The organism is Kitasatospora sp. GAS1066B (assembly GCF_041262605.1).
Classification (GTDB): domain Bacteria; phylum Actinomycetota; class Actinomycetes; order Streptomycetales; family Streptomycetaceae; genus Kitasatospora.
Genome location: NZ_JBGCCO010000025.1, coordinates 26,534 through 47,587 on the forward strand (window position 1 = coordinate 26,534; position 21,054 = coordinate 47,587).

A 21,054-nucleotide genomic window follows, 5' to 3' on the forward strand; every position below is an offset into this window, starting at 1 on the left:
GGTGAAGGGTATACGACGGCGGTCGCCCGCCAAGCGCGGTGGCGAGCGCACCTCGACCGCAGGGTCTCGATTGGGTTGGCTGGATGCTTTGCGCGGCCTCGCCGCGCTGGTGGTGGCGCTGTATCACTTCGGCATCCTCGAACTACTGCCGTTCGGCGGGGCGGTGTGGGCGCACTTCGACCTCGGCCTGTACGGGGTGATGATGTTCTTCCTGGTCAGCGGGTACATCATCCCGGCCTCACTGGAGCGCCGGGGTGACGTGCGGGCGTTCTGGGTGGGGCGCATCTTTCGGATCTACCCGGCACTGATCGGCACCTACGTGGTGGCCATCATGATCCTGCCCAAGGGGGACGGCGCTGTCGCGCTGTTCCGGACCGGTCACAACGTGATCTCGCTGACGGCCAACGCCACCATGCTCCAGGACATGCTCAACGTGGTGAACGGCATGGGCGTGACCTGGACCCTGACCTACGAGATGACCTTCTACTTCCTGGTCACCGGCCTGTTCACGCTGGGCTGGCACAAGCGCAGCAGCCTGTTCGCGGTGGGCTTCGCCGCAGTGGGCCTGGTGTTCGGCGGCACGCTCACCTCCGACCTCTTCGCCCATGACCTCAACTCCACCCGGCACCTGGTGCTGGCGGCCGCGCTGATCGTGCTGATGGGCTTCGTCTGCATGCTCAGCGGCAACCCGGCACTGACCCGGATCGGCGGCCTGCTGGTCGGTGCCCTGGCCGCCGTGCTGCTGTTCACCAACGGTCGAGCGCCCATCTTCGAGACCCTGCTGATCTTCGCCACGATGTTCGCCGGCACGGTGATCTACCGGGCCGAGCACGGGCAGCTCGACAAGACGCAGGCCTGGCTGGTCTGCGGCTTCGTGGTGGTCTCCGGCGTGGCCATCGGTTGGATGTACAACCGCAACGGCATGGAGAACCAGACCTGGAACGCCGGCTGGATCGCCTGGTGCGGCTCCTACACCGGGGCCTGGGCGACCTTCCTCGGCGCTATGGCGCTGCGCAAGCGGCGCTTCCCGAAGGTGCTGACCTGGCTCGGCGCGGTGAGCTTCTCGGTGTACCTGCTGCACGTCCACCTGCTGCACACGCTCGGCCCGATGTTCGGCATCCCGCCACGGCCCACCGCGGTGGGCGCCAAGGTGCTCTGGACGGCCACGTTCCTGGCAGTGACGCTGGCGGCCGCCTACCTGATGTACCGGCTGGTGGAGCTGCCGTGCCAGAAGCTCGGCCGGAAGGTGCTGAAGACGCTCGAACGGGTCCTGCCGGCACCACCCGCGCCGCCCGTGCCCGCGCCCGCGCTGTCAACCCCGGGCACACCTGCCGCGGTGCCTGCGACCGAGCCGAAGGTCCCCGCCGAGGCGGGTTCACACAGCGGCTGAGCCGCTGGCCGCAGACATCGAGTTTTCTTGGGCTCGGTACCGTCCTGCCTGGACGGTGCCGAGCCCTCTGCAGTCCCCCCGGCGGAAGCTCGGGAAGGTCTCGTGACTGACGGTTACAGCCTGGAGTCAGCGCGCAGCCGATCCCGGATCTGCGCATGCATCGCGCAGCATCCTCCGACGTTGCGCACCGCAACGCTGAACCTGCGAACCGCAGCCGCTCAGGGGCTGGAGAGCAGGTCGCGCAACAGGGCGACCGTGTCGGGGGCGAGGCTGCGGCCGGTGCGGCGGCTCAGGGCGTCCAAGCGGTTGACGGCCTTGAGGAGTTGGTCGCGGGCGCCGGCCGAGGCGTAGGCGTAGAAGAGGTCGCGGTGCAGGAGTTCGACGTCCGGGGCGACGGCGAGGCCGCGGAACACGGCGGCCTCGGCGCTGCGGTGGTCGCCGTACTGCAGGCGGCGGGCGGCGAGTTCGTGGGCGGTGTCGACGATGGCGGCGAGCATGTCCTGGCGGGATGCCTCGGCCCAGGTGTAGCCGCTGTCCGGGGTCTCGGCGAACGGGGCGCCGCGGACCAGCGCGAGGGCGTGGGCCAGGGCGGCGTCGGCGGTGGTGCTGGTGCTGCGCATGCCGCGGCGGTAGAGGCTGCGGAACTCGTCCCAGTCGCAGGTGACGGTCGGGGCGAAGGTGCAGCTGTCGTCGGCGTCCTGGCGCAGGAAGGCGCGGCCGTCCGGGTCGCTGCCGATCCAGTCGGCCAGCGCGGCGAAGGTGGCGGGCAGTGCCTGGTCCGGGCGCGCGTGATCGCCCGGGTGCAGGGCGCGGTCGGCTGCGGCGGGGTCGGAGCCGGGGTGCAGCGCCAGGTAGGCGGCGAGTTCGGTCAGGCCGGGCACGGTGGCCGGGTCGGTCGGGCCGCACGCGCCGAGCACGTCGACCGGGCCGAGCAGCCGCACCCGGGGGGTGGTGCGGATCGCGTGCGCCTCCGGGGAGCGGAGGATCGCGAGCAGGTCGTCGGCGTCGGTGCGGACCACCGCGGGGCCCGGGATCGGGGTACCGGCGGCTGGGGTGGCGGAGTCAGGGGCGGCGGCCGTCGGGGTCGGGTCGGCCTGGACCGGCTCGGGGCGGAACGGGACGCGCGGGTCGGGCAGTACGGGCGACGGCTCGGGGGCGGCGTCGTGGATGGGGGCGGGCTCGGGGGCTGCGGGGGGTTCGGGGGCTGCGGGGGGTTCGGGGGCTGCGGGGGGTTCGGAGACTGTGCGGGACTCAGGGACCGCGGGCTCAACCGGCGTGATGACGGGCCGGGGTGGCACCGGCTGACCGCTGATCGCCTGCAAACCGCGGCTGTTGATGCTGTGGCGGGCCGAACCGGTCGGCGCGGCAGCCGGGTTGACGGTCGCGAACGGGCTGCTTCCGGTTCCGATCAACCGGCTGATCAGGCGCGGCCCGTCCTCCGGCGGTCCGTCGGGCAGCGCATCGCCGACGAACGCGGCGGTGCCCGCGCCGACACCGGCCAGCACCGGTACCGGCTTGGGCAGATCGGCCGGCTCCAACTCCTCGCCCTCGAAGGTCCAGGAGGGCGCGGGGTGTTGCTCGGTGGACTCGGCGGTGCTCACCAGCTCGCCCCAGTGGCCGAACTGTTCGTCGGTCAACCGCTGCAACTGGAAGGCCAGGTGCAGGCCCGGCAGGGTGGCGGGGCCGGTGCTCGGCAGTGTCCAACGGGCCACCGGGCCGGCGCCGCGTTCCGGGGCGCGGGCGATCACGGCCAGGCAGGTGCGCGGCCTGCCGTCGAGCAGTCGGCCGAGTTCTGCCGGAACGTCCCCGGTGGGCGGCTGCGCGGAGAGCACGATCTCGGGCACCCAGGCGTCGCCGGCGTGGCCCCGGCTGCGGGCGTCGCGCGGATGGGCCGCGCCGACCTCGACCAGTGAGGTGCGGGCCTTGGCGATCCGGGGTTCGAGGGCGGCGAGCGCGGTCTCCAGGGTCGGGTAGCGGTGCACCCGGTCGGCGACGGTGTCGGAGACCGGCAGGTCGTCGGCGAAACCGACCAGGTGCAGGCTGAGCTTGTCGGCCAGCGGACTGTGCGCCAGCTCCAGGGCGATGGTGCGCAGCACCCCGCGCGCGTCGTCCGGGTGGCCGGCCAGGTGGAGCAGCCGGACCGTCTCCAGGTCGGCCAGCACGGCGGCGCCGTCGGTGGCCGTGCCGAGGGTGACCAGCGCCGGGTAGGGGGCGGGCACCTTGGCGGCCTGCTGGACGGAGAGCAGAGCGGTGGAGTCGGCCGAGCACCACCACACGTTGGGCGCGTGCGCGGCGCGGAACGGCGCGATCGGGACGGCGGGGGCGGCCAGGTGCAACTCGACCGTGCCACCGGTGGTGACCCGGACAGCCGCGAGCGCGGGCAAGCGCTTTCCGGTGCGGCTGACGTTGCGGGCCAGGGTGCGCAGCGAGCGGTTCAGCAGGTCGAGCCCGGTGCTGTTCTGCCTGACCCGCAGTTCCGCCTCGAAGGTGGCGGCGGGCAGCGTGGGCATCGGGATCCGGTGCCGGGGGCGGCGGGCTCGCTGCTGTGCGCCACGCCGGTGGGCGACCGATCCGATCAGCACGGCGGCGAGCAGCACCCCGATGCCTGCGGCGGCGAGCGCGGCGGTGTAGTCGCCGGCCGGCTCCTCCATGGAGGCCTTGGCCTGGTGAGCGCTTTCCTGCACGCTGCCACCCGCCCCCTCGTGAGCGCCCGGGCCGGGGGCGGCAGCGCTCGGGTGTGGGGCCGCATCGGCGGACGGGCCGGTGGAGGGGCGCGCGACCGGCTGGGTGGTGGGGTGCGCGGACGGCGCCGACGCGGCCGGCGCGGATGCCGCGGGCGCGGGCGCGGACTGCGTGGGAGCCGGCGTGGCGGGCGCCGCGGGCGCTGACTGCGGCGCTGCGGCCGGGGCAGGAGCAGGAGCAGGGGTCGGCGCAGCGGCCGCCGGCTGGGCAGCCGCTGCGGCCGGAGCGCCCGGGACGGTCAACACCATCCCCGGCACGACCACGTTCGGATCGGTCAGCTTCTCCCCGTCCGGTGCCCGCACTCCCTTGTTGGCGTCGAACAGCTGCTGCCAGTCGTCCGAACTCCCCAACTCCCGTTGCGCGATGGCGGAGAGGGTGTCACCCGAGCGGACGGTCGTGGTGGCGTCGTGCGCCCCCTGCCCCTGCGGGCCGCCGGCCGCCGGCGCCGAAGCCGACTGCGCCGCTTGCGCCGAAGGCGTGCCGGAGCCGTCCGGCTTGGCGTCCGACGGCATCAGCAGCTGCCACCCCGGCTGGATCGGCCGGTCGGCGTCGAAGCGCTCACCGGAACTGTCCATCACCCGCCCGGCGTTGAGCTTGGCGATCTCCTGCCAGCGCTCCCCCGAGCCGAGTTGGCGCTCGGCGATCGACCAGAGGCTGTCGGCCGGCCGGCTGTCCCGCACGGTGTAGCCGGGGTGCTGGGCCTGCGGTTGCGGGTCGGCGGCCGGCAGCGCGAGGGTCGGCGCGGCGGCCGGTGCAGCGGTCAGAGCGGCGTACCGCGGTGCGGCCGTGAGCTGCGCGGGCGCGGCGGCCGCGGCGATCTGCCCCGGCGCGGCGGCGGCGAAGGAGGCGCCGGCCACCGGCAGCAGCGCGATCACCGCGCCGACCAGGCCGGCCGCCATCCGCTGGCTCCAGCCGAAGGCCGGGATCCGCCGGGCCACCCGGCCGCGCAGCTGGGCCGGGATCTCCAGCAGCACGGAGAGCGCGAAGCAGCCCCACCCGAGCCAGCCGATGCCGACCAGCGCCCAGAGGAAGAGCTGCCCGTTGTCCGGACTGGAAAGCGCTTGCCAGATGCCGTCGTGGCCCACCCCGCCCATCGCGGCCACCGCACGGGTGCCGTAGAGCAGCAGCGCGGGCACGCCGACCAGCAGGCCGGCCAGCACCAGCAGCGCACCGAAGGCGGCCGGCAGCGAGCGCAGCGGGTTGCGCCGGCGCCCCGGCGGGCGGGCCGCCGTTCGGGCCCGAGCGGCAGCCGGCCCGCTCTTGGGGCGCCCCGCGGTGGAAGAACTCTCCGGGCGGGTACGGACCTTGGCTCGTGGCGCGGCCATCAGGCGCCTCCCGCTTTCTGGTTGCCGGTCACCGGAGTGGCGGTGCCGATGCCCTGGACGGGCAGGGTGGGTGTGTTGAAGAGCCCGAGCAGCGCGGTGTGGTACGTGGTGTTGATCACGAAGGTGACGCTGGTCGCATCGGCTGGTGGCGGGTGGCCGGGGTCCGGCCAGTCCGCGGTCAGCCCGCCTCCGTAGGTCTGCCGCAGATAGGCGTTCGCGGCCTGGCGGGCGGCGTTCGTGTCGATCAGCAGCCCCTGGCCGCCGAGCAGCGCGCCCTGGTCGATCTGCTGGCCACCGACCCGGGCCGCCTCCTCGGCCAGCGCATCGGCCCGTTCCAAGGCGTTCAGGCGGCCGCCGCAGTCCAGCACGATGCCCATGAAGAGCATCATCACGCTGGCGCTGAGCGCCACGAAGATCGAGATGGTGCCGCGGTCGCGACCCCCCCGATGGACCCTCACGTCCCCTCCCCAGGGCCTGATGTGTGCACGCGCTCGGTCACCGGATCACAGGCGGCCACCGGATCACTGCGGTCGGTAGTAGTCGATGGCCGATGTGAACGACTGGTCAAACTCCATCTCGCCCGGTACCCCGGTCACGAACAGATCATTCACCTGAACCGTGCACTTGATGTCGACCCGGACCATCTGCAGCGGTATGTTCCCGGTCTGCAGCGAAGTTCTGCCGGCCTGGACCGTCAACCTGTGGCAGCTGACGCCGCTCTGTGCGAGTGACTGCGCAACCGCCGTGCCGGCCACCTGGTTCAGCTGCTTGTCGGACTCGCTCGCCACGTAGTTCAGGGTCACGGTGCGCGCGCCGACCCTGGCGGCCTCCTGCACGCTGCCGGAGGCCGTCTCCAGCTGACCGATGATCACCACCAGGCTGAAGAGCGCCGCGATGGCCGGGATCAGGATCGCCGCCTCGATCGCGAGACTGCCCCGTTCGGTGCCCGCACGCTCGATAGCCGCACGCTCGCCGACCTCGCCCGCGCTGCCCGCCCGCCCGCTGACCTCGATCGCCCGCTCCTCGTGCTCGCTCATGGTCCGACATACCGTTCGATCGGTTCCTGCACCTGCTGGTCGACCTTCAGGCCGTCCAGCCAAGGCAGCACGAACAACGGCGTGAACTCCACCTTCACCACGATCGTGTTGCTGCCCGCAGGCCGCCGGACTCCCACGGTCGGCGTCCCGAGAACCCCGTTGAACGGTGCCAGGAAAGCGCTTGCCCGGTCGCCGGCGGCCTGGTCCGTGCCGCCGTACGCGCGCCCCGCGTCCGCCCCTTCGCGCGCCGCGGCCAAGGCCACGCTCTCCGAGTACCAGAGCAGCGCGACCTGGACCACGAGCAGCACCAGCAGCACGATCAGCGGGAAGACGAGCGCGAAGCTCAAGGTGAGGACCCCACGGTCAGCGCGGTCGTCCACCCACCGTCGCCACCCCGTCAGTTGGGCGTGATGTTCTTCGGCAGGGTGCTCGGGACGGTGCTCTTCACCGTGTTGCTGAAGCTGGTGACCGCGGCCAGGATCGCGCCGGCGATCGCCACCACGACGATCACGATCAGTGCCATCTCGATGCTCAGCGCGCCACGGTCGCCCGCGGCCCGGGCCGACCGGGCGCGGCCGGCGTGGACCCGCAGCACCATCGCCCCGAGTTGCAGGGGCAGTAGCAGTGGCAGCAGGAACAGCTGTGTCAGGGTCCGCAGGGTCTTCATGGTTCGGTCTCCTCGGGGGACGGAAGTCCGGTGGGCCGGACGGGCATTCAGAACACATGGAGCATCTGGTAGAGCGCGGGATAGACGATCAGGACGGTCATCAGCAGGGTGAGCGCCGCGCCCGGCGCCACCATCTGCTCGCTGGTGGAGCCGGCCTCGGCCAGTTCGGCGGAGAGGAGTTCGTCGCGCAGACCCTTGGCGCGGGCCCGCAGGGTGTCGTACACGGCGGCGCCGTCGGTCCCGGAGAGCCGCATGATGTCGGCCACGTCCTGTAGGGCGGTCAGGCCGAGTTCGGCGGCGAGCGCGTCCAGGCCGTCCCACGGCGGCAACCGGTCCGTGGCGGCGCGTTCCAGGGCGTCGCGCAGCCGGCGGAACACCGTGCCCCGACCGACCGCCGCCGCCCGCCGCATCGCCTCGGCCGGGCCGTGGTCGGCCGCCCGTTCCAGCGCCACGAGTTCGAGGTACGCGGCGATCCCGTGCAGGTACTCGGTGCGGGCCTCCTTGGCCTCGCTCTGCACGATCGCGTCGGGAAGCACCCAGCCGCCGGCCGCGAGCGCCACGCCGAGCAGTGCGGGCAGTGCCACCGGCATGGCGAGGCCGGTGAGTTGCGCCATCGCCGAGAGGTAGCCGGGCAGCACCAGGCCGATCAGCGCGAAGAGCAGCTTGTGCGCCATGAACCGCGCCGGGGTACGGCCGATCAACGCCAGCGACTGCAGCGGCACTCGGGAGCCGGCCAGCGCGAGCGAACGGTTGCCGAGCCGGTCGTACCAGGTCCCGTCCAGCGGCGCCTCGCCGTCCCGCTGCTCCACCGGGGCCCGGTGCAGCCGCTCCAGCGCCTGCCCCAGGTCCGGTGGGGCAGGCCGCAGTTCGGCGATCAGCAGGGCGATCCCGGCGGCCGCCACGCACCCGGCGAGCACGGCCCAGGGGGAGATCATCGCGGCTCCTTCGACAGGGACGGCTCGGCACCGCCACGACCGCCGCCAGCACCACCGCCAGCACCACCGCCAGCACCACCGCGGGCACCGGCAGCGGGCGCGGCGGGCGCGTCCTCGGCCGGGTCGGCGGGCTCGGGCAGCCTGCCGACCCGGCTGCGGCGGTCCGCCTCCAGCAGGCGCGACAGCGGCTTGTGGGCGGCCAGCGACCGCATCCAGGCGATCACCGCGACGAACAGCGCGGCCAGTGCCGCCAGCACCAACTGCCCCTGGAGCGTGCCGTACGGCGCGGTGTACCGGTCGTTGAACGAACCGACCACGATCACCAGGAAGATGATCGTGACCAGCCAGCGGATGGTGGTCCGGTGCTTGGCCCGGTCGGCCTCGATCGCCCGCCGCTGGCGGACCTCGTCACGCACCGACTCGGCCATGTCGGCCAGCGCCCGGCTCAACCCGGGCCCGCTGTCGCCGGCCCGCAGCAGCAGGGCGGCCAGCACCTTGTCCGCGGTGGCGTCGGCCAGGCTGTCGGCGAAGGCGCGCAGCGCGTCCTCGGCATTCCACCGGGACTGCAGCCGGGCGACCAGGTCCTCCACCTCGTCCTTCAGCGCGGCGGGCGCGGTGCGCCTGCTCGTGACCAGCGCCTGGTTGAGGCCGGTGCCCAGGAGCAGCACGTCGGAGAGCCGCTGGGTCCAGTCGGCAAGCGCTTCCAGCCGGACGATGTGCCGGGTGTCGGAGCGGGTGACCGCGAAGAGCCAGGGCAACCCGAAGATCACCAGCGGGACCAGCACGACGGTCACCGCAATCCGGCTGAACAGCCAGGTCAGCGGCCCGGCGACGAGCGAGAGCGCGAGCTGGATCCGGCGCAGCCGCACGACGCCGGGCGCGGGCACTCCCGGCGCGCCGTACCAGAAGACGTGGGCGCGGGTGGCCAGCGGACTCGGCTCGGCCCGCTCGGTCCTGCCCCCCGCACCGGCCAGACCGGCCACCAGGGCGAGCAGGCCACCGACCAGCAGCACGCCGCACAGCGCGTACAGCAGCATCATCGCAAGCCTCCGATCCGCAGCGGCAGCGGCGCGCTCCAACTCCCGTACGCGGACTGCAGCAGCCCCGCGTCGAACCCGGCCCGGCGCAGGTCGTCCAGGCAGTTCGGCGGCGTGTGCGGAACGGCGCGCGGCTCGCCCAGGTCGGGGCGCGGGCCGAAGACGGTGTTCAGCGCGGGCCGGCCCTGCTCGCCGAGCCCGGTGACCTCCAGCACATGGGACACGAAGCGGTGCCGACGGCCGCCCACCGGGGTCTCGTCGACCATCGAGACGTGCACGATCAGGTCGAGTGCGTTGGCCGTCAGCCGGTAGGCGAGGCTGTCGGTCATGTGCGCGCCGTACTCCAGGCAGAGTTCGGCGATCCGGTCCACCACCATGTGCGGACCGCGGGCGTGCAACGTGCACATCGACCCGCCCTCGCCGTTGGTCATCACCCGCAGCATCGGCACCACCTCGCCGGAGCGGACCTCGCCGACGATGATCCGGGAAAGCGTCATCCGCAGTGCGGCCGGGATGAGTTCACCGATCGTCAACTCGCCGGCAAGCTTGCCGTCGACCCGCTCGCCGTTGCCCTCGCGCGCCTCCATCGGGACCACCTGGCGCAGGTGGCCCAGGGTGTGCAGCCAGAGCTCGAACTCCGACTCCAGGGTGCCGATCCGCTCGTCCGGCGGGATCTCGGCCGCCATCGCGCGCAGCAGGCTGGTCTTGCCGACCCCCTGGGTACCGGTGATCATCACGTTCTTCCGGGCCCGGATCGCCGAGGCCAGGAAGGCGGCGATGGTCGAGTCCACGGTGCCGAGGTTCACCATGTCGGCGAGGGTGGCCGACGCGACCCGGTGCCGCCGGATCGCGACGTACGGGCGTGGGGTCACCTCGGTCAGCGCCTGCAAGCGCATTCCACCCTCCAGGCGCAGCGCCAGGGTGGGGTTGGCGGTGCTCAGGGTTCGCTCGCCGCCGCCGTGCTGACGAGCCAAGTCCTGCAGCAGCTCGACCAGTTCGGCGTCGCTGTCGGCCACCGGGGGGACCTTGCGCAGCGGTTGGTGCACCCGGGAGACCCAGACGTCGTCGCAGCCGTTGATCAGGATGTTCTCGATCTCCGGGTCGTCCAGGTAGGGCTGCAGCCGCCCGGCCCGGAAGAGCAGGTCGAAGACGGCCTCGGCGAGCGCCCGGTCCTGCTCCCGGGTCGGGGGCACGCCGTGCAGCTGCGCGTGGTTGTCGGACCAGCGGGCCACGGCCTCCTCGATCAGTGCCCGCCCACGCTGCCGGCGGGTCGCGCGATCGACGTCCGATCCCTGACCACCCGTCAACTTCGAAAGCTGATGGTGGAGTTCGTTCGCCACCTGCCGCTTCAGTTCACGGGCCACCCGGGGATCAACGGCGGGTGCGGTGCCCGGGCCCCACTGCTCGGGGACGGGGAGCGCGGGGAGACCCGCCGGGGACGCGGTGGGGGTTGGTGTCGGGCTGGGGGGCGGCGTGGGAGTGGGGGGCGGCGTGGCGGTGGGCGTGGGGGGCATGGGAGGCATGGCCGACCAAGGCTGCCCGGCGGCGAGGTGGCCGGCCGTGGGAGCCGCCGGCCTTGGCACGCCGGCGCCCTGCGGCACCGGGCCGGGAGCGAGGCGCAGCGGCACGCCGGTGGCGGTGGCCGCCCCCGCGCTCGGCGCCACCTGGACCACCGGGGTCGGCCCGGGACCGCCGAAGGTCGCGGCCCGGCGCACCCAGCCCGGGGCGGCCTCCTGCGCCGCGAAGCTGTCCGCCGCCACACCCGCAACCGCGCCGGCGGCCGCCGGGAACGGGCCGCCGGGCGCGAACGGCCCGACCCCCGAGTCACGTTGCGGCGCCGACGGCGGCGCCGGCTGTTGCTGTTGCTGGAACTCGGCCGGATCAGCCGGGGCTGTGGATCGGTCACGCATGGGGCTACCGCGCACGGAGGACCTCCCCCTGAGTCTCGGCTTCCTCGGTCGGGCCCGGGAACGGCTCGGGGGCCGCCGGGTGCGGCGCTATCCCGGCCAGCGGCGGATACGACTGCCCTGGCGGCACCGGCCCGGGCACCACCTGCACCGGACCGGCCGATGGCACGTAGACCTGCCCCACCGGCGACGCGAACGCCTGACCACCGGGCGCCGGTTCGGGGAACGCCGGCGCCGGGTACGTCGGTTCGGGGAACGGCAGCGCCGGGTACGTCGGTTCCAGACGCGCCGGCTCCGGGTACGGCGGCGCCGCATACGCCGGTGGCATGTGCCCGGGCTGCGCAGGCGCCGGCGGCACCGGGGCCGACCACACCGGGGCCGGCGCCACCGGCGCGACCGCCGCAGGCTGGTACGGCTGCTGGTACTCCGGCGGCACGAAGACCTCTCCGGACGGCGGCGCGTACGGCTGCCGGTAACCGTCCCCCTGGTCGATCGAGGTCATCGCCGCACCCGCGTAGTCGGGCGACTGCCGCTCCGGCGCCACCCCCCAACCGGCGCCGGCCGCCGGCATCGGCACGCCGCCATCACCGACCGCACCGACCGCACCGACAAACACCTCTGATGGTTCATCAGCGATCGGCGGCACCAGCCGGCTCAACCGCGCCCGGCGCTGCTCGACCAGACCCTGGATCCGGTCCGCCGCCGTCCGCGCGGTGCGCATCAGCTCCGACCTGATGAACCGTCGATCGGTACTGTCCCCACCGTCCGAGAGGACCCGGGCGGTGCGGACCGCGTACGGGAGCACGCCGAGGACCGGCAGGTCGAGTTGACGCGTGACGTCGGCCGCCGGATACGGACCCTCGGCGATCAACAGCAGCCCGAGTGCGTCGCCACCGGTACCCGCGCTCTCCAAGTCCTCGCGCAGCGCGGCCAGTCGCGGGCGGGCCGCACTGAGACCGCGCAGCGTGGTGCGGACGGTGGCGACCACCGCGTCGGCCCGCCGGGCCAGCACCGCGCCGGCGCCGAACGCGCCCGAGCGGCCGAGGTCGAGCAGCACGTCGTACCCCTGCGAGTCGAGCGCGTGGAGTTCCTCGACCAGCGGTTCCCAGGTGTAGGCGAGCCCGGCGGCCTGGGCGGGATCGGTCAGCCCCGGCAGCAGCAGCCGGCTGCCCTCCCCGTCCGGCGAGATGTCGATCAGCTGGTCCCAGAGGCTCTGCGCGAGCAGCCCGCGCCGGTCGGCGACCGCCAGGTTGCGCAGCCCGTAGACCGCCTCGACCCGGCCCTCCAGGGCACCGGCCAGCACGGCGCCGCCGTCCGGGTCACACTCGGCCAGCAGCATCTTGCGGCCTGCCGCCAGCGGCCAGGCGAGCAGCAGGGCCAGCGCCGAGGTGGTGGCACCGGGGGCGCCCAGGCCGCCGGTCACCGCGATCACGGCCATCAGGCGCTCCCTGCGGCGCGCGAACCGGCGGGCACCGGACTCCCGGTCGGCGAGGTGGACGAACCGGACGACGCCGACGAACCAGACGACGCCGACGAACCGGACGGCGCGCCCGACGCGCCGGTCTTCGGCGCCAGGATCACCTGGTACCTGCCGGCCGCCGCCCAGGTCGCCAGGGTCGGCGCCTGGCTGGGCGGCACCGCGACGTCGATCACCTGGCTGCCGTCGCCACCGGCCTTGCCGAGCTGGGCGACCACCGCGTTCATCGTCACGGGGCCCGCTGAGGCCCCACCGGAGCCGGTCGTGGGCTGGTCGCCGCCGATCAGCACGATGACGATCTGCTGCCCCACCTGGACGCCCTCGGCCGGCAGTTGGGACGTGTGCACGGGCAGGCCGACCTCTTGCATGCCGGGCTGCACCACCAGGTCCCTGGTCAGGTCGGCCGCCAGCAGCAGCGAGCCCTGGTGCAGGTCGGTGGTGGCCCGCTGGCCGACCGCCAGGCTCAGATCGGCGGCGGTCACCGGTGCCAGCGCGGGGTCACTGGCGATCCGGGCCACCACCAGGTCGTCACTGGTAAGCGCTTTCCCGTACGGCACGTCCCGGGCCAGCGCCAGCACCGCGATCCGCTGTCCGGTGCTGTTGTAGAGCACCGCACCGCCGAGCCCGCCGGCCGCGACCAGCGCCGCCGCCATCGCGATCACGGCAGGCCGACGCCGCCGGGCCCGTAGCGAACGCGACGGGGCGACCGGCCCGGGCCGGGCCTCGGCACGCACCGTCGCGGGAGGCGCGGAAGTCGCGGCCGCCTGGTCCTGGCCGTAGCCGGCGGCTCCCGGTGCGCCGAGGGTCGGCGACGAGAAGGTGCGGTTCTCCATCGGACTTCGGCCTTCCTGACGAGCGGGGACGAGCGGGGCGAACATGTGTGGGGTGACTGCTAGTTGAGTACCTGGAGGCCGCTGACCTGGAGCGCCATCGGGTTGCTGGAGACCGAGACCTGCACCGGTCCCCAGGGCTCGCCGCCGTTGATCATGTCCTGGGTGTGGACCGTCCAGGTCTGGGTGACGACCAGCGAGAAGCTGCCCGCCGGCACCCCCGAAGCACCGGCCGACGCCTTCGCCGTGGGCGCGGGCGAGCCGGGCGCGTTCACCGACAGCGAGCCGAAGGTCGCCAGGCAGGCGTCCGCCGGCGGGTTCTGCTCCAGCCCCGGCTGGTACGGGTGTCCGGCGCCCTTGCCCGGGCAATCCACCACTGCCTCCTTACCGGTGGCCGGATCGCGGTAGCCGAGGTCCCAGGACACGTCGGTCAGGGTGGCGGTGGCGTCGACCGAGACGCCGTCCAGCGAGGCGTTGATGGTCATCGGGCCCACCGTCTCGGCCTGCGTGCCGTTCGGGACGTCGTACCAGAGCCAGACCGGCACGCCGACCAGTGCCTGGCCGGTCGGCGCGCTGTGCGGTGTGGGCTGGAGGAACGGGAGCTTCTTGAACGCGATCAGGGCGACCGTCGCTGGGGAGGGCGGCGGTGCGCCGATGTTCGGCGGCTTGTTCAGGAACTTGGTGGACACGGTCCCGTCGACGCAGCTGACCAGGTAGACCGAGCCGTCGTTCGGGCTGTTGCCGCCCCAGGACTTGTCGTCGGCCGGCGGCTGCGGGTCCTCCGGCGTTTCGTAGCAGCCGTGTTCGCTGTCGAACCACCCCAGGTCAGGGTCCCAGCACGGGTACTGCTGCTTGTCGAACGTGCAGGTCGCCTCGCCGCCCCCGGGGGCGGGCGATCCGGTCGGTCCGCCGGTCGAGCCGGGGCTCCCCGGAACTCCGACCACCAGGCAGATCGCCTGGACCACGCAGGGATTGAGCCCCCCCGTCGGCGTGGCCGCCTGCGCGGGGATCGTCGCCGCGGCCACCAGGCCGATCAGCAGCAGTAGTTGGCCAAGGAATCGACGCATTGTGCTCAGCATGTCCGGCCCGCCTCGCGATTGAACTCGAACACCATCCAGAAACTTCCGTCCAACCGCAGCACGGCCTGCGCCGGATATCGGGTCAGCCGCTGCGGTGCGTCCTTCAGCGAGCCGTCCCCGGCATCGGCCTGATGCCAGCCGGAGACGTCGACGCAGTCCTCGATCAGCGCGCTCTGCGACGAGCCGTTCAGATCGAGGCTCTGCACCACGGGAGAAAGCACCGGCTTTCCGGTCATCACCAACTTGGCAGCGTGCAGCGAATGAAGGCTCAGCAGGATGTTTCCGAGTGCGGTCCCGTTGGAATAGACCCTGGCTTGGGCGCCGTTCGGATCGGCTCCCGAGTAGGCCGCCACCTGTGCGGCCCACCAGTCCTGATACGTGCTCAGCACCACTCGGCCGACCGCCCCCGGCGCCCCTGTGGTGGGCGCGACACTCCCTTTCGACGCCCCGCCCGAGGACCCGCTCGCGGCGGCACCCGGCCCCCCGGCCGTACCTGTGCCCGCCGCACCGCCGGACGGTCCCGGAGTCGGCAGCAGCTCCCCGCCGACCGCATCTGCCCCACCGGGCGCACTCGTTGAAAGCGACCCCGCCACCCCCGGCGAACTCCCCGCGCAGCCGGCCACGAAAAGCGTGAGCAGAACCGCCGCACCGACCCCGACCGCCCGTCGGCGTAAGAAAGCCCTGTAACGGCGCATAGCCCCACCTAGTCGCGACCACCCGACCCGGCCCCGAAGTTGGCAGAAAACACCTGCCGGCTGCCGAAGTGCGGTGTGGGGCACGATTCTTCGCCAACCCCACCACGTACGGCAACACCTTGGGCCCCTGACCTTACGCGGAAGGCGGATCCGTTGGGGCACTTTCGCGCCACAGAACAGCCAACAGTTCTTCGGAAACCGACAATCCGGCCAGCGCACCGCGCACCGCGGCCCGATTTCGCAGCAACAACCGGCCACCCGAAGGGGGGACCAGCAGGCGCGCTTCCAGGCCTGACGCCAGTTCACCCCACGCCAGCTCGGCGGCGACGGTGGGTTGCAGCTCAGCCGGCGCGAGCGCGGGGGGCGCGCTCGGCACCCCGCGCTCCAGCACTCGCCCGAGCGCCCAGCTGAACGACCCCTCACCACCCGGCAGCACCGCCGAGCGCCCCCGCCGCCCCCCGGGGTAGGGACCGACCCGCCCCCAGAGCGGCACCCGCGAGTGGGCCAGCAGCTCCGCCACCCCCTGCTCGCCGTCCAGCCCGCCGATCGCCGCCCAGGTGTCCGGCGCGGCCACCACGTCGACCAGCAGCAAGGCCTCCTCCTGCGCGCCGTGCACCATGCAGCTGACCACCCAGTCCCAGGCCAGCCCCCGCCGGTAGGCGTTTTCCGGGGTGCTGCCGCCGGTCACCAGCGCCAACCGGCGACCGCGCGGGTCGGCGACCAGCTGCCCGAGCAGGCAGACCACCAGCCAGCGGCTCTCCTGCCGGGCCGCCTCACGCAGCGCGGTCAGCATGGTGTTCGCATCGGCCTCCGGCGGCACCACGGTCACCCGGCAGCCCCGGTTGCCGGTGTCGAAGCAGACCGGCGGCAGCGCCTGGGCGAGTACCTGTGCCCCGTGCGCCGCCTGGGCCGAGCCGCCGTAACTGCGCTCCGGCCCGCCGTTCGCACCTATCACCACCAGGTCGACACCGCCGGACGGCCCGGTGGCAGCCGCATCCGTCCCTCTGACACCCACGCCCACACCCGTCACTGCCGCACCCCTCTTAGCCGTACTCGTCCCCGTTGGTCGCCACTCTGCCGCACCGGTCCGCCTTGACGTGCGGGTATCCACCCGCAGCCGGCCCGCTCGCCCCCTGGTGCCGGCCGCACACCCCCGCCGCCGCACCCGGACAGCCGAGCTGTCGCCCCGGGTCCGGGACCATGGGCCCTACTGGCCCGCCCGCGAGGAGCGCACCATCGGGTTTATGGACCTGGTCGACCGTATCGAGGATCTCAGCGAGGCAGAATGCCTGCGGCTGCTCAGCACCGTGCCCATCGGACGCGTGGTGTACACCGAGCACGCGTTGCTACGGGTCCTCCCGGTCCCCTTCACGCTGAACCCGGACGGCCGGCTGGTGCTCGCGATGCTGCCCGGCACCAGCCTCGCCCGTGCCCTGGACGGCACGGTCGCCGCCTTCCAGGCCGACCACCTCGACGCGCCGAACCGGACCGGTTGGAGCGTGGTGGTGCACGGGCCCGCCGAGCTGGTCCGTGACGCCGAGCGGCAGGCCGCACTCGTGCGCAGCGGCCCGCGACTGTGGGTGACCGGGCAGGAGCCGATGTTCGTACTGCTCAGCGCCGAACTGGTCTCCGGGCGCCGCCTGCCGCCCCCGGACGCACCGCCGCAGCCAACCCGGAGCGCTCCGCCGCTGCCCGCGCCCAGCTCACCGCCCGGGCAGCGCCACCCCGGCGCCAGCTGACCGGCCGGTAGGACTACGCTCCCGGGGACGGGTCCGGGGCCTGGGGCCTGTACGGCCCTTGGCCGGCCGGCCCGAGCCCCCGACGAACCTCAGGAGCGCAGCATGACGATCTTCGCCACCCTGGACGAGCTGACCGCGGCGGTCGGCTCCGAGCTCGGCCGCAGCGCCTGGCACACCGTCACGCAGGAGCAGGTCAACCTGTTCGCCGAGGCGACCGGCGACCACCAGTGGATCCACGTCGACCCCGAGCGCGCCAAGACGGGCCCGTTCGGCGGTCCGATCGCACACGGCTACCTGACGCTCTCGCTGATCCCGCTGCTGGCCAAGGAGTGCTATGGCGTGGAGGGGATCAAGATGGCCCTCAACTACGGCTCGGACAAGGTGCGGTTCCCGGCCCCGCTGCTGGTCGGCACGCCGATCCAGACCACCGCGGAGCTGCTCTCGGTGACCGAGGTGGCCGGCGGGCAGCAGGCCGTGGTGCGGTTCACCATCGCCAGCGAGGCCAGCGCCAAGCCGCACTGCGTCGCGGAGGCGATCACCCGCTTCTACCTCTGAGGCGACCGGCGCGGGCCCGACCGGGACGGGCCTGTCAGGGCGACCCTGACCACCTGCGGTGCAGGCGACCTGACGCATCGTCGGCGATCGTCCGCGATCGCCGGCCGACCCGCCCCGAACGGCGGGCCGATCATGCGATCCACCGCGCTCGGCCGGTTCGCGCCCGGTAGTCTCCCGATGAGGTGTTGATCGTTTCGAGCGGGCACCACGCCACACCGGTGCCCGCTCGATGTGGTGCCGCTGGCACAGCGGCACCGTTGACGTCCCGCTCCTAGGAGGCGCCGTGCCCGGCCCCGTCCCCAGCACGTCCCGACTCACCGACCTTCGTGGTCTGACGGCCGCCGGCTGGCGACGGATCCGGACGGACGCCTTCGGCGCCGTTCCCGCCGGCGCACGTCTGGAGCGGATCCTGCGCAGCCCCAACTTCGTGGAAGGCGCGTTCCGCAACCCGGTGCCGACCCGGCGACTGGTCTACGAGCGCTCGCCGCTGGAGATCACCCGCGCCCAGCTCGCTTCCGACAAGGCCCGCCGGGTGCCCGGCCGCCCGATCCCGGTGCACCGGCTGCACCCGGCCGAGCTCGCGACCGCGCCCGCCTCGGGGCTGCGGCTGACCTGGCTGGGCCACGCCACCGTGCTGGTGGAGCTGGACGGCCGCCGGGTGCTCTTCGACCCGGTCTGGGGCGTGCGCTGCTCGCCGTTCCCGGGTATCGGCCCCAAGCGGCTGCACCCGATGCCGATCCGGTTGGCCGACCTCGGCCCGGTGGACGTCGTGGTGATCTCCCACGACCACTACGACCACCTGGACATGACGACGATTCGGGCCCTGATCGGCTCCGGCGCCCGGTTCGCCGCCCCGCTCGGGGTGGGCGCGCACCTGGAGCACTGGGGCGTACCGGCCGAGCGGATCACCGAGCTGGACTGGTGGGAGTCCGCCGAGCTGGCGGGCCTGACGCTGACCGCGACACCCGCGCGGCACTACTGCAGCCGCGGCCCGCGTACCGACCCGCAGATGCTGTGGGCCTCCTGGGCGGTGGCCGGCCCCGAACACCGCGTCTTCCACAGCGGGGACACCGGCTACTTTCCCGGCTTCGAGCGGATCGGCGAGTTGCTCGGCCCGTTCGACGCGACGATGACCCAGGTCGGCGCCTACAGCAAGTTCTGGCCCGAGGTGCACATGACCCCCGAGGAGGGGGTGCGGGCCCACCTGGGCGTGCGGGGCGGTCTGCTGCTGCCGATCCACTGGGGCACCTTCAACCTGGCGCCGCACCCCTGGGAGGAGCCCGCCGAGCGCACGGTGGCGGCCGCCGCGGCGCTCGGCGCCACGGTGGCGGTGCCGCTGCCGGGTGCGCCGTTCGAACCGGCCGACCCGCCGGCACTGCGTTCCTGGTGGCGGACGGTCGCGGCACTGCCCGAGCGCACCGACGAGCAACTGGCCGACCAGCAACTGGCCGACCACGCGGCGGACCTCACCCCGACGCCGACCACCGAGCCCGCTCGCACCCACGAGGACGAGGTCCCGGCCTGACGCCGCCTCAACCGCTCCGCTCGGCACGCGGCGCGGCGGCCCCGCTCAGGCGCCGCGCCGCAGCACCGCCCGCTGCACCGCCCGCTGCACCAGCAGCGTCAGCACTCCCGCGAGGGTGATCCCACACAGGTTGAGCAGCAGCTGCGCGGCCGACCCGCGGGCCTGCCCGAAGTCCGCGTAGGCCAGCGCCACCGCCGCGTTGGCCGCCGCCGGCACGGTGGTCACCGAGATCGCCACCCCCACCAGCGCGCCGGACTTGGCCGAGGTGAGCGAGAGCAGTCCGGCGACGCCGGCCAGGAAGGCCACCACGAATGAGAGCGCGTCCGGCTGGAAGATGAACGAGGTGTTCGGGCGCGCCCCGTCGAACTCCGCCTCGGTGAAGAGCCCGAAGGCGTCCATCATCAGGGCGAACAGGATGGTCAGGGCGATCGCCGAGACGAAGCCGCCGAGCAGCGCGGTCAGCGAGCGCACCGCCGGATGGGCCCGGCGCTGCACCAGAGCCACGCAGAGCCCGGCCAGCGGGCCGAACTCCGGCCCCACCACCATCGCCCCGACGACCAGCACGGCACTGTCCAGCACCACGCCACAGGCGGCCAGCATGGTCGCGGTCACGATGAAGGCCAGGTAGGTGTACGAGAGAGCGCTCTCCTCGTGGGTGACCTCGACGACCTCCTCCCAGACCACCGCGTCCGAGCCCTCCCCCGGCGCCGCGCGTTTGGCCTCCTGGGCCGCCGCCGAGATGCTCAGCTGCAGCTGCGAGACGTCGATCGCACCCCGCTCGGCGATCCCGGTGGCGCGCAGCCGCTCCAGCAGGTCGTTGGCCGACTCGCGGGCCACGTCGCAGAGCAGCACGTCCCCCGGCGGGCGCAAGGCGGCGTCGGGCAGTCCGACGACGTGCGTGACGCCGACGCTCTCCTCCAGCACGGCGCGCACGGCGCGGCGCAGGTCGACGGGGACGATCAGGCGCAGGTGCAGCACGGGGACGCTCCAGGTCAACGGCGGGTAACCCACTTCACAGTGCCCGGCGGAGCGGTCTGCCACTATGAGCGGATGGCAGACGCACCGGCACGGGACCACCGGACGGACCAGACGGAGCCGGCCCGCGCACAGGTCGCCGCACAATCCGACACCCGGGCCGACACCCGGGCCGACGCGCAGGCCGGCGGCGGCGAGGTCCGCTCCTTCCTCGATCTGCTGCGGATCGAGGAGCTGGACCAGAACCTGTACCGGGGCCAGTGCCACGCCGGTGCCCCGCTGCGCGCCTTCGGCGGCCAGGTCGCGGCCCAGGCGCTGATCGCGAGCGGTCGCACGCTGCCCGCAGGCCGCACGGTGCACTCGCTGCACGGCTACTTCCTGAGGCCCGGCGACCCCACCAGGCCGATCATCTACCAGGTGGAGCGGATCCGTGACGGCCTCTCCTACGCCACCCGGCGAGTGACGGCGATTCAGCGCGGGGAGGCGATCTTCACCCTCTCCGCCTCCGTCAAACGGCCCGAGGCCACCGGCGAGCGCCAGCGCACCATGCCGCCGGTGCCGGCCCCGGAGGAGCTGCCCGACCCGCTGGCGGGCTGGGCCGAGGCCGCACCGGAGGACTTCGACCAGGCGGCCGGCTTCCACTCGCTGGACATCCGCTTCATCCCGCCGGAGACGCCCGGCCTGCCGCCCGAGATCGAGGGTGTGCCGCAGCAGTTCGTCTGGCTGCGCACCGGCTCGCCGCTGCCCGCCGACGACAGCCTGCTGCACGTCTGCGCGCTGACCTACCTCTCCGATCTGACGCTGGCCGCCACCAGCGCGCTGCACCTGCAGCCGCACCGGTTCCAGCGCAGCGAACCGTCGGTGCTCACCATGGCCTCGCTGGACCACGCGATGTGGTTCCACCGGCCGTTCCGGGCGGACGAGTGGCTGCTGTTCGCCCAGCGCAGCCCGTCGGTCTCGGACGGGCGCGGACTGTCGCTCGGCGAGTTCTACAGCCGGGACGGGCTGCTGGTCGCCTCGGCGGTCCAGGAGACCCTGCTCCGCGAGCGCCGGGCGGCACCACCCACCTCCGCCTGACGGGGCGGCAGGACGGCCGGAACTCCGCTCCACCGTCCGGGTGAAAGCCGGGACGGCGGTGC

At 73.5% G+C, this 21,054-nt stretch carries 19 protein-coding genes; 5 read left to right on the forward strand and 14 right to left on the reverse strand.

Going from position 1 to position 21,054, the window contains the following annotated elements:
- Window position 1: 1 nt before the first annotated feature.
- Window positions 2-1,390 carry an acyltransferase gene (locus tag ABH937_RS26010; protein WP_280691505.1) on the forward strand — a complete coding sequence of 463 codons (1,389 nt, stop codon included), beginning with the start codon at window positions 2-4 and terminating at the stop codon, window positions 1,388-1,390.
- A gap of 218 nt (window positions 1,391-1,608) precedes the next feature.
- Here the strand turns inward: ABH937_RS26010 and ABH937_RS26015 are convergent, their stop codons facing one another.
- The 13 genes from ABH937_RS26015 to ABH937_RS26075 all read right to left on the reverse strand — a co-directional run bounded on the left by ABH937_RS26015 (window position 1,609) and on the right by ABH937_RS26075 (window position 16,136).
- Complete coding sequence (locus ABH937_RS26015; RefSeq protein ID WP_370219663.1) at window positions 1,609-5,457, reverse strand: LysM peptidoglycan-binding domain-containing protein; 3,849 nt, start codon at window positions 5,455-5,457, stop codon at window positions 1,609-1,611.
- The gene (locus ABH937_RS26020) at window positions 5,457-5,915 is read right to left on the reverse strand and encodes a hypothetical protein (protein WP_280691507.1); all 459 of its coding nucleotides are present in this window, start codon (window positions 5,913-5,915) and stop codon (window positions 5,457-5,459) included. Before ABH937_RS26020 ends, ABH937_RS26015 begins: the two co-directional genes overlap by 1 nt.
- Before the next feature lie 63 nt (window positions 5,916-5,978).
- Window positions 5,979-6,494, reverse strand: coding sequence for a hypothetical protein (locus ABH937_RS26025; RefSeq protein WP_280691508.1), 516 nt, complete (start codon window positions 6,492-6,494; stop codon window positions 5,979-5,981).
- Entirely contained in the window at window positions 6,491-6,874 is a 384-nt protein-coding gene (locus tag ABH937_RS26030) for a TadE/TadG family type IV pilus assembly protein (protein ID WP_280691509.1), read from the reverse strand. The genes ABH937_RS26025 and ABH937_RS26030 overlap by 4 nt, the downstream gene beginning before the upstream one ends.
- 17 nt (window positions 6,875-6,891) lie before the next feature.
- Window positions 6,892-7,161, reverse strand: a complete 270-nt coding sequence (locus ABH937_RS26035; RefSeq protein ID WP_280691510.1) for a hypothetical protein — start codon at window positions 7,159-7,161, stop codon at window positions 6,892-6,894.
- Window positions 7,162-7,208: 47 nt separating this feature from the next.
- Entirely contained in the window at window positions 7,209-8,096 is an 888-nt protein-coding gene (locus tag ABH937_RS26040; RefSeq protein ID WP_370219664.1) for a type II secretion system F family protein, read from the reverse strand.
- Window positions 8,093-9,136: a type II secretion system F family protein gene (locus tag ABH937_RS26045; protein ID WP_370219665.1), complete on the reverse strand. Its 1,044-nt coding sequence runs from the start codon at window positions 9,134-9,136 to the stop codon at window positions 8,093-8,095. The genes ABH937_RS26040 and ABH937_RS26045 overlap by 4 nt, the downstream gene beginning before the upstream one ends.
- A complete protein-coding gene (locus ABH937_RS26050; RefSeq protein WP_370219666.1) occupies window positions 9,133-11,043 on the reverse strand; it encodes an ATPase, T2SS/T4P/T4SS family in 1,911 nt (636 codons plus the stop codon). Before ABH937_RS26050 ends, ABH937_RS26045 begins: the two co-directional genes overlap by 4 nt.
- A gap of 4 nt (window positions 11,044-11,047) precedes the next feature.
- Complete coding sequence (locus ABH937_RS26055; protein ID WP_370219667.1) at window positions 11,048-12,478, reverse strand: hypothetical protein; 1,431 nt, start codon at window positions 12,476-12,478, stop codon at window positions 11,048-11,050.
- Window positions 12,478-13,350 (reverse strand): SAF domain-containing protein, encoded by an 873-nt coding sequence (locus ABH937_RS26060; protein WP_370219668.1) that lies wholly within the window; start codon window positions 13,348-13,350, stop codon window positions 12,478-12,480. The genes ABH937_RS26055 and ABH937_RS26060 overlap by 1 nt, the downstream gene beginning before the upstream one ends.
- Window positions 13,351-13,409: 59 nt before the next feature.
- On the reverse strand, window positions 13,410-14,414 hold the full coding sequence (locus ABH937_RS26065; RefSeq protein ID WP_370219669.1) for a hypothetical protein: 1,005 nt from the start codon (window positions 14,412-14,414) through the stop codon (window positions 13,410-13,412).
- A gap of 5 nt (window positions 14,415-14,419) precedes the next feature.
- Window positions 14,420-14,818, reverse strand: a complete 399-nt coding sequence (locus ABH937_RS26070) for a hypothetical protein (RefSeq protein WP_370219670.1) — start codon at window positions 14,816-14,818, stop codon at window positions 14,420-14,422.
- 436 nt (window positions 14,819-15,254) lie between these two features.
- Complete coding sequence (locus tag ABH937_RS26075) at window positions 15,255-16,136, reverse strand: hypothetical protein (protein WP_280691518.1); 882 nt, start codon at window positions 16,134-16,136, stop codon at window positions 15,255-15,257.
- A gap of 229 nt (window positions 16,137-16,365) precedes the next feature.
- On the opposite strand from ABH937_RS26075, the gene ABH937_RS26080 reads away from it, so the two are divergent.
- The 3 genes from ABH937_RS26080 (at window position 16,366) to ABH937_RS26090 (ending at window position 18,940) form a co-directional block, all read left to right on the forward strand.
- Window positions 16,366-16,860 carry a pyridoxamine 5'-phosphate oxidase family protein gene (locus ABH937_RS26080; protein ID WP_280691519.1) on the forward strand — a complete coding sequence of 165 codons (495 nt, stop codon included), beginning with the start codon at window positions 16,366-16,368 and terminating at the stop codon, window positions 16,858-16,860.
- 102 nt (window positions 16,861-16,962) lie between these two features.
- Window positions 16,963-17,415: a MaoC family dehydratase gene (locus tag ABH937_RS26085; protein WP_370219671.1), complete on the forward strand. Its 453-nt coding sequence runs from the start codon at window positions 16,963-16,965 to the stop codon at window positions 17,413-17,415.
- 331 nt (window positions 17,416-17,746) lie between these two features.
- Window positions 17,747-18,940, forward strand: a complete 1,194-nt coding sequence (locus ABH937_RS26090; protein ID WP_280691645.1) for an MBL fold metallo-hydrolase — start codon at window positions 17,747-17,749, stop codon at window positions 18,938-18,940.
- A 45-nt stretch (window positions 18,941-18,985) separates the two neighbouring features.
- Here the strand turns inward: ABH937_RS26090 and ABH937_RS26095 are convergent, their stop codons facing one another.
- Complete coding sequence (locus ABH937_RS26095; protein ID WP_280691521.1) at window positions 18,986-19,918, reverse strand: DUF389 domain-containing protein; 933 nt, start codon at window positions 19,916-19,918, stop codon at window positions 18,986-18,988.
- A gap of 72 nt (window positions 19,919-19,990) precedes the next feature.
- Between ABH937_RS26095 and ABH937_RS26100 the strand changes: the two genes are divergently transcribed.
- The gene (locus ABH937_RS26100; protein ID WP_280691522.1) at window positions 19,991-20,992 is read left to right on the forward strand and encodes an acyl-CoA thioesterase II; all 1,002 of its coding nucleotides are present in this window, start codon (window positions 19,991-19,993) and stop codon (window positions 20,990-20,992) included.
- Window positions 20,993-21,054 lie beyond the last annotated feature (62 nt).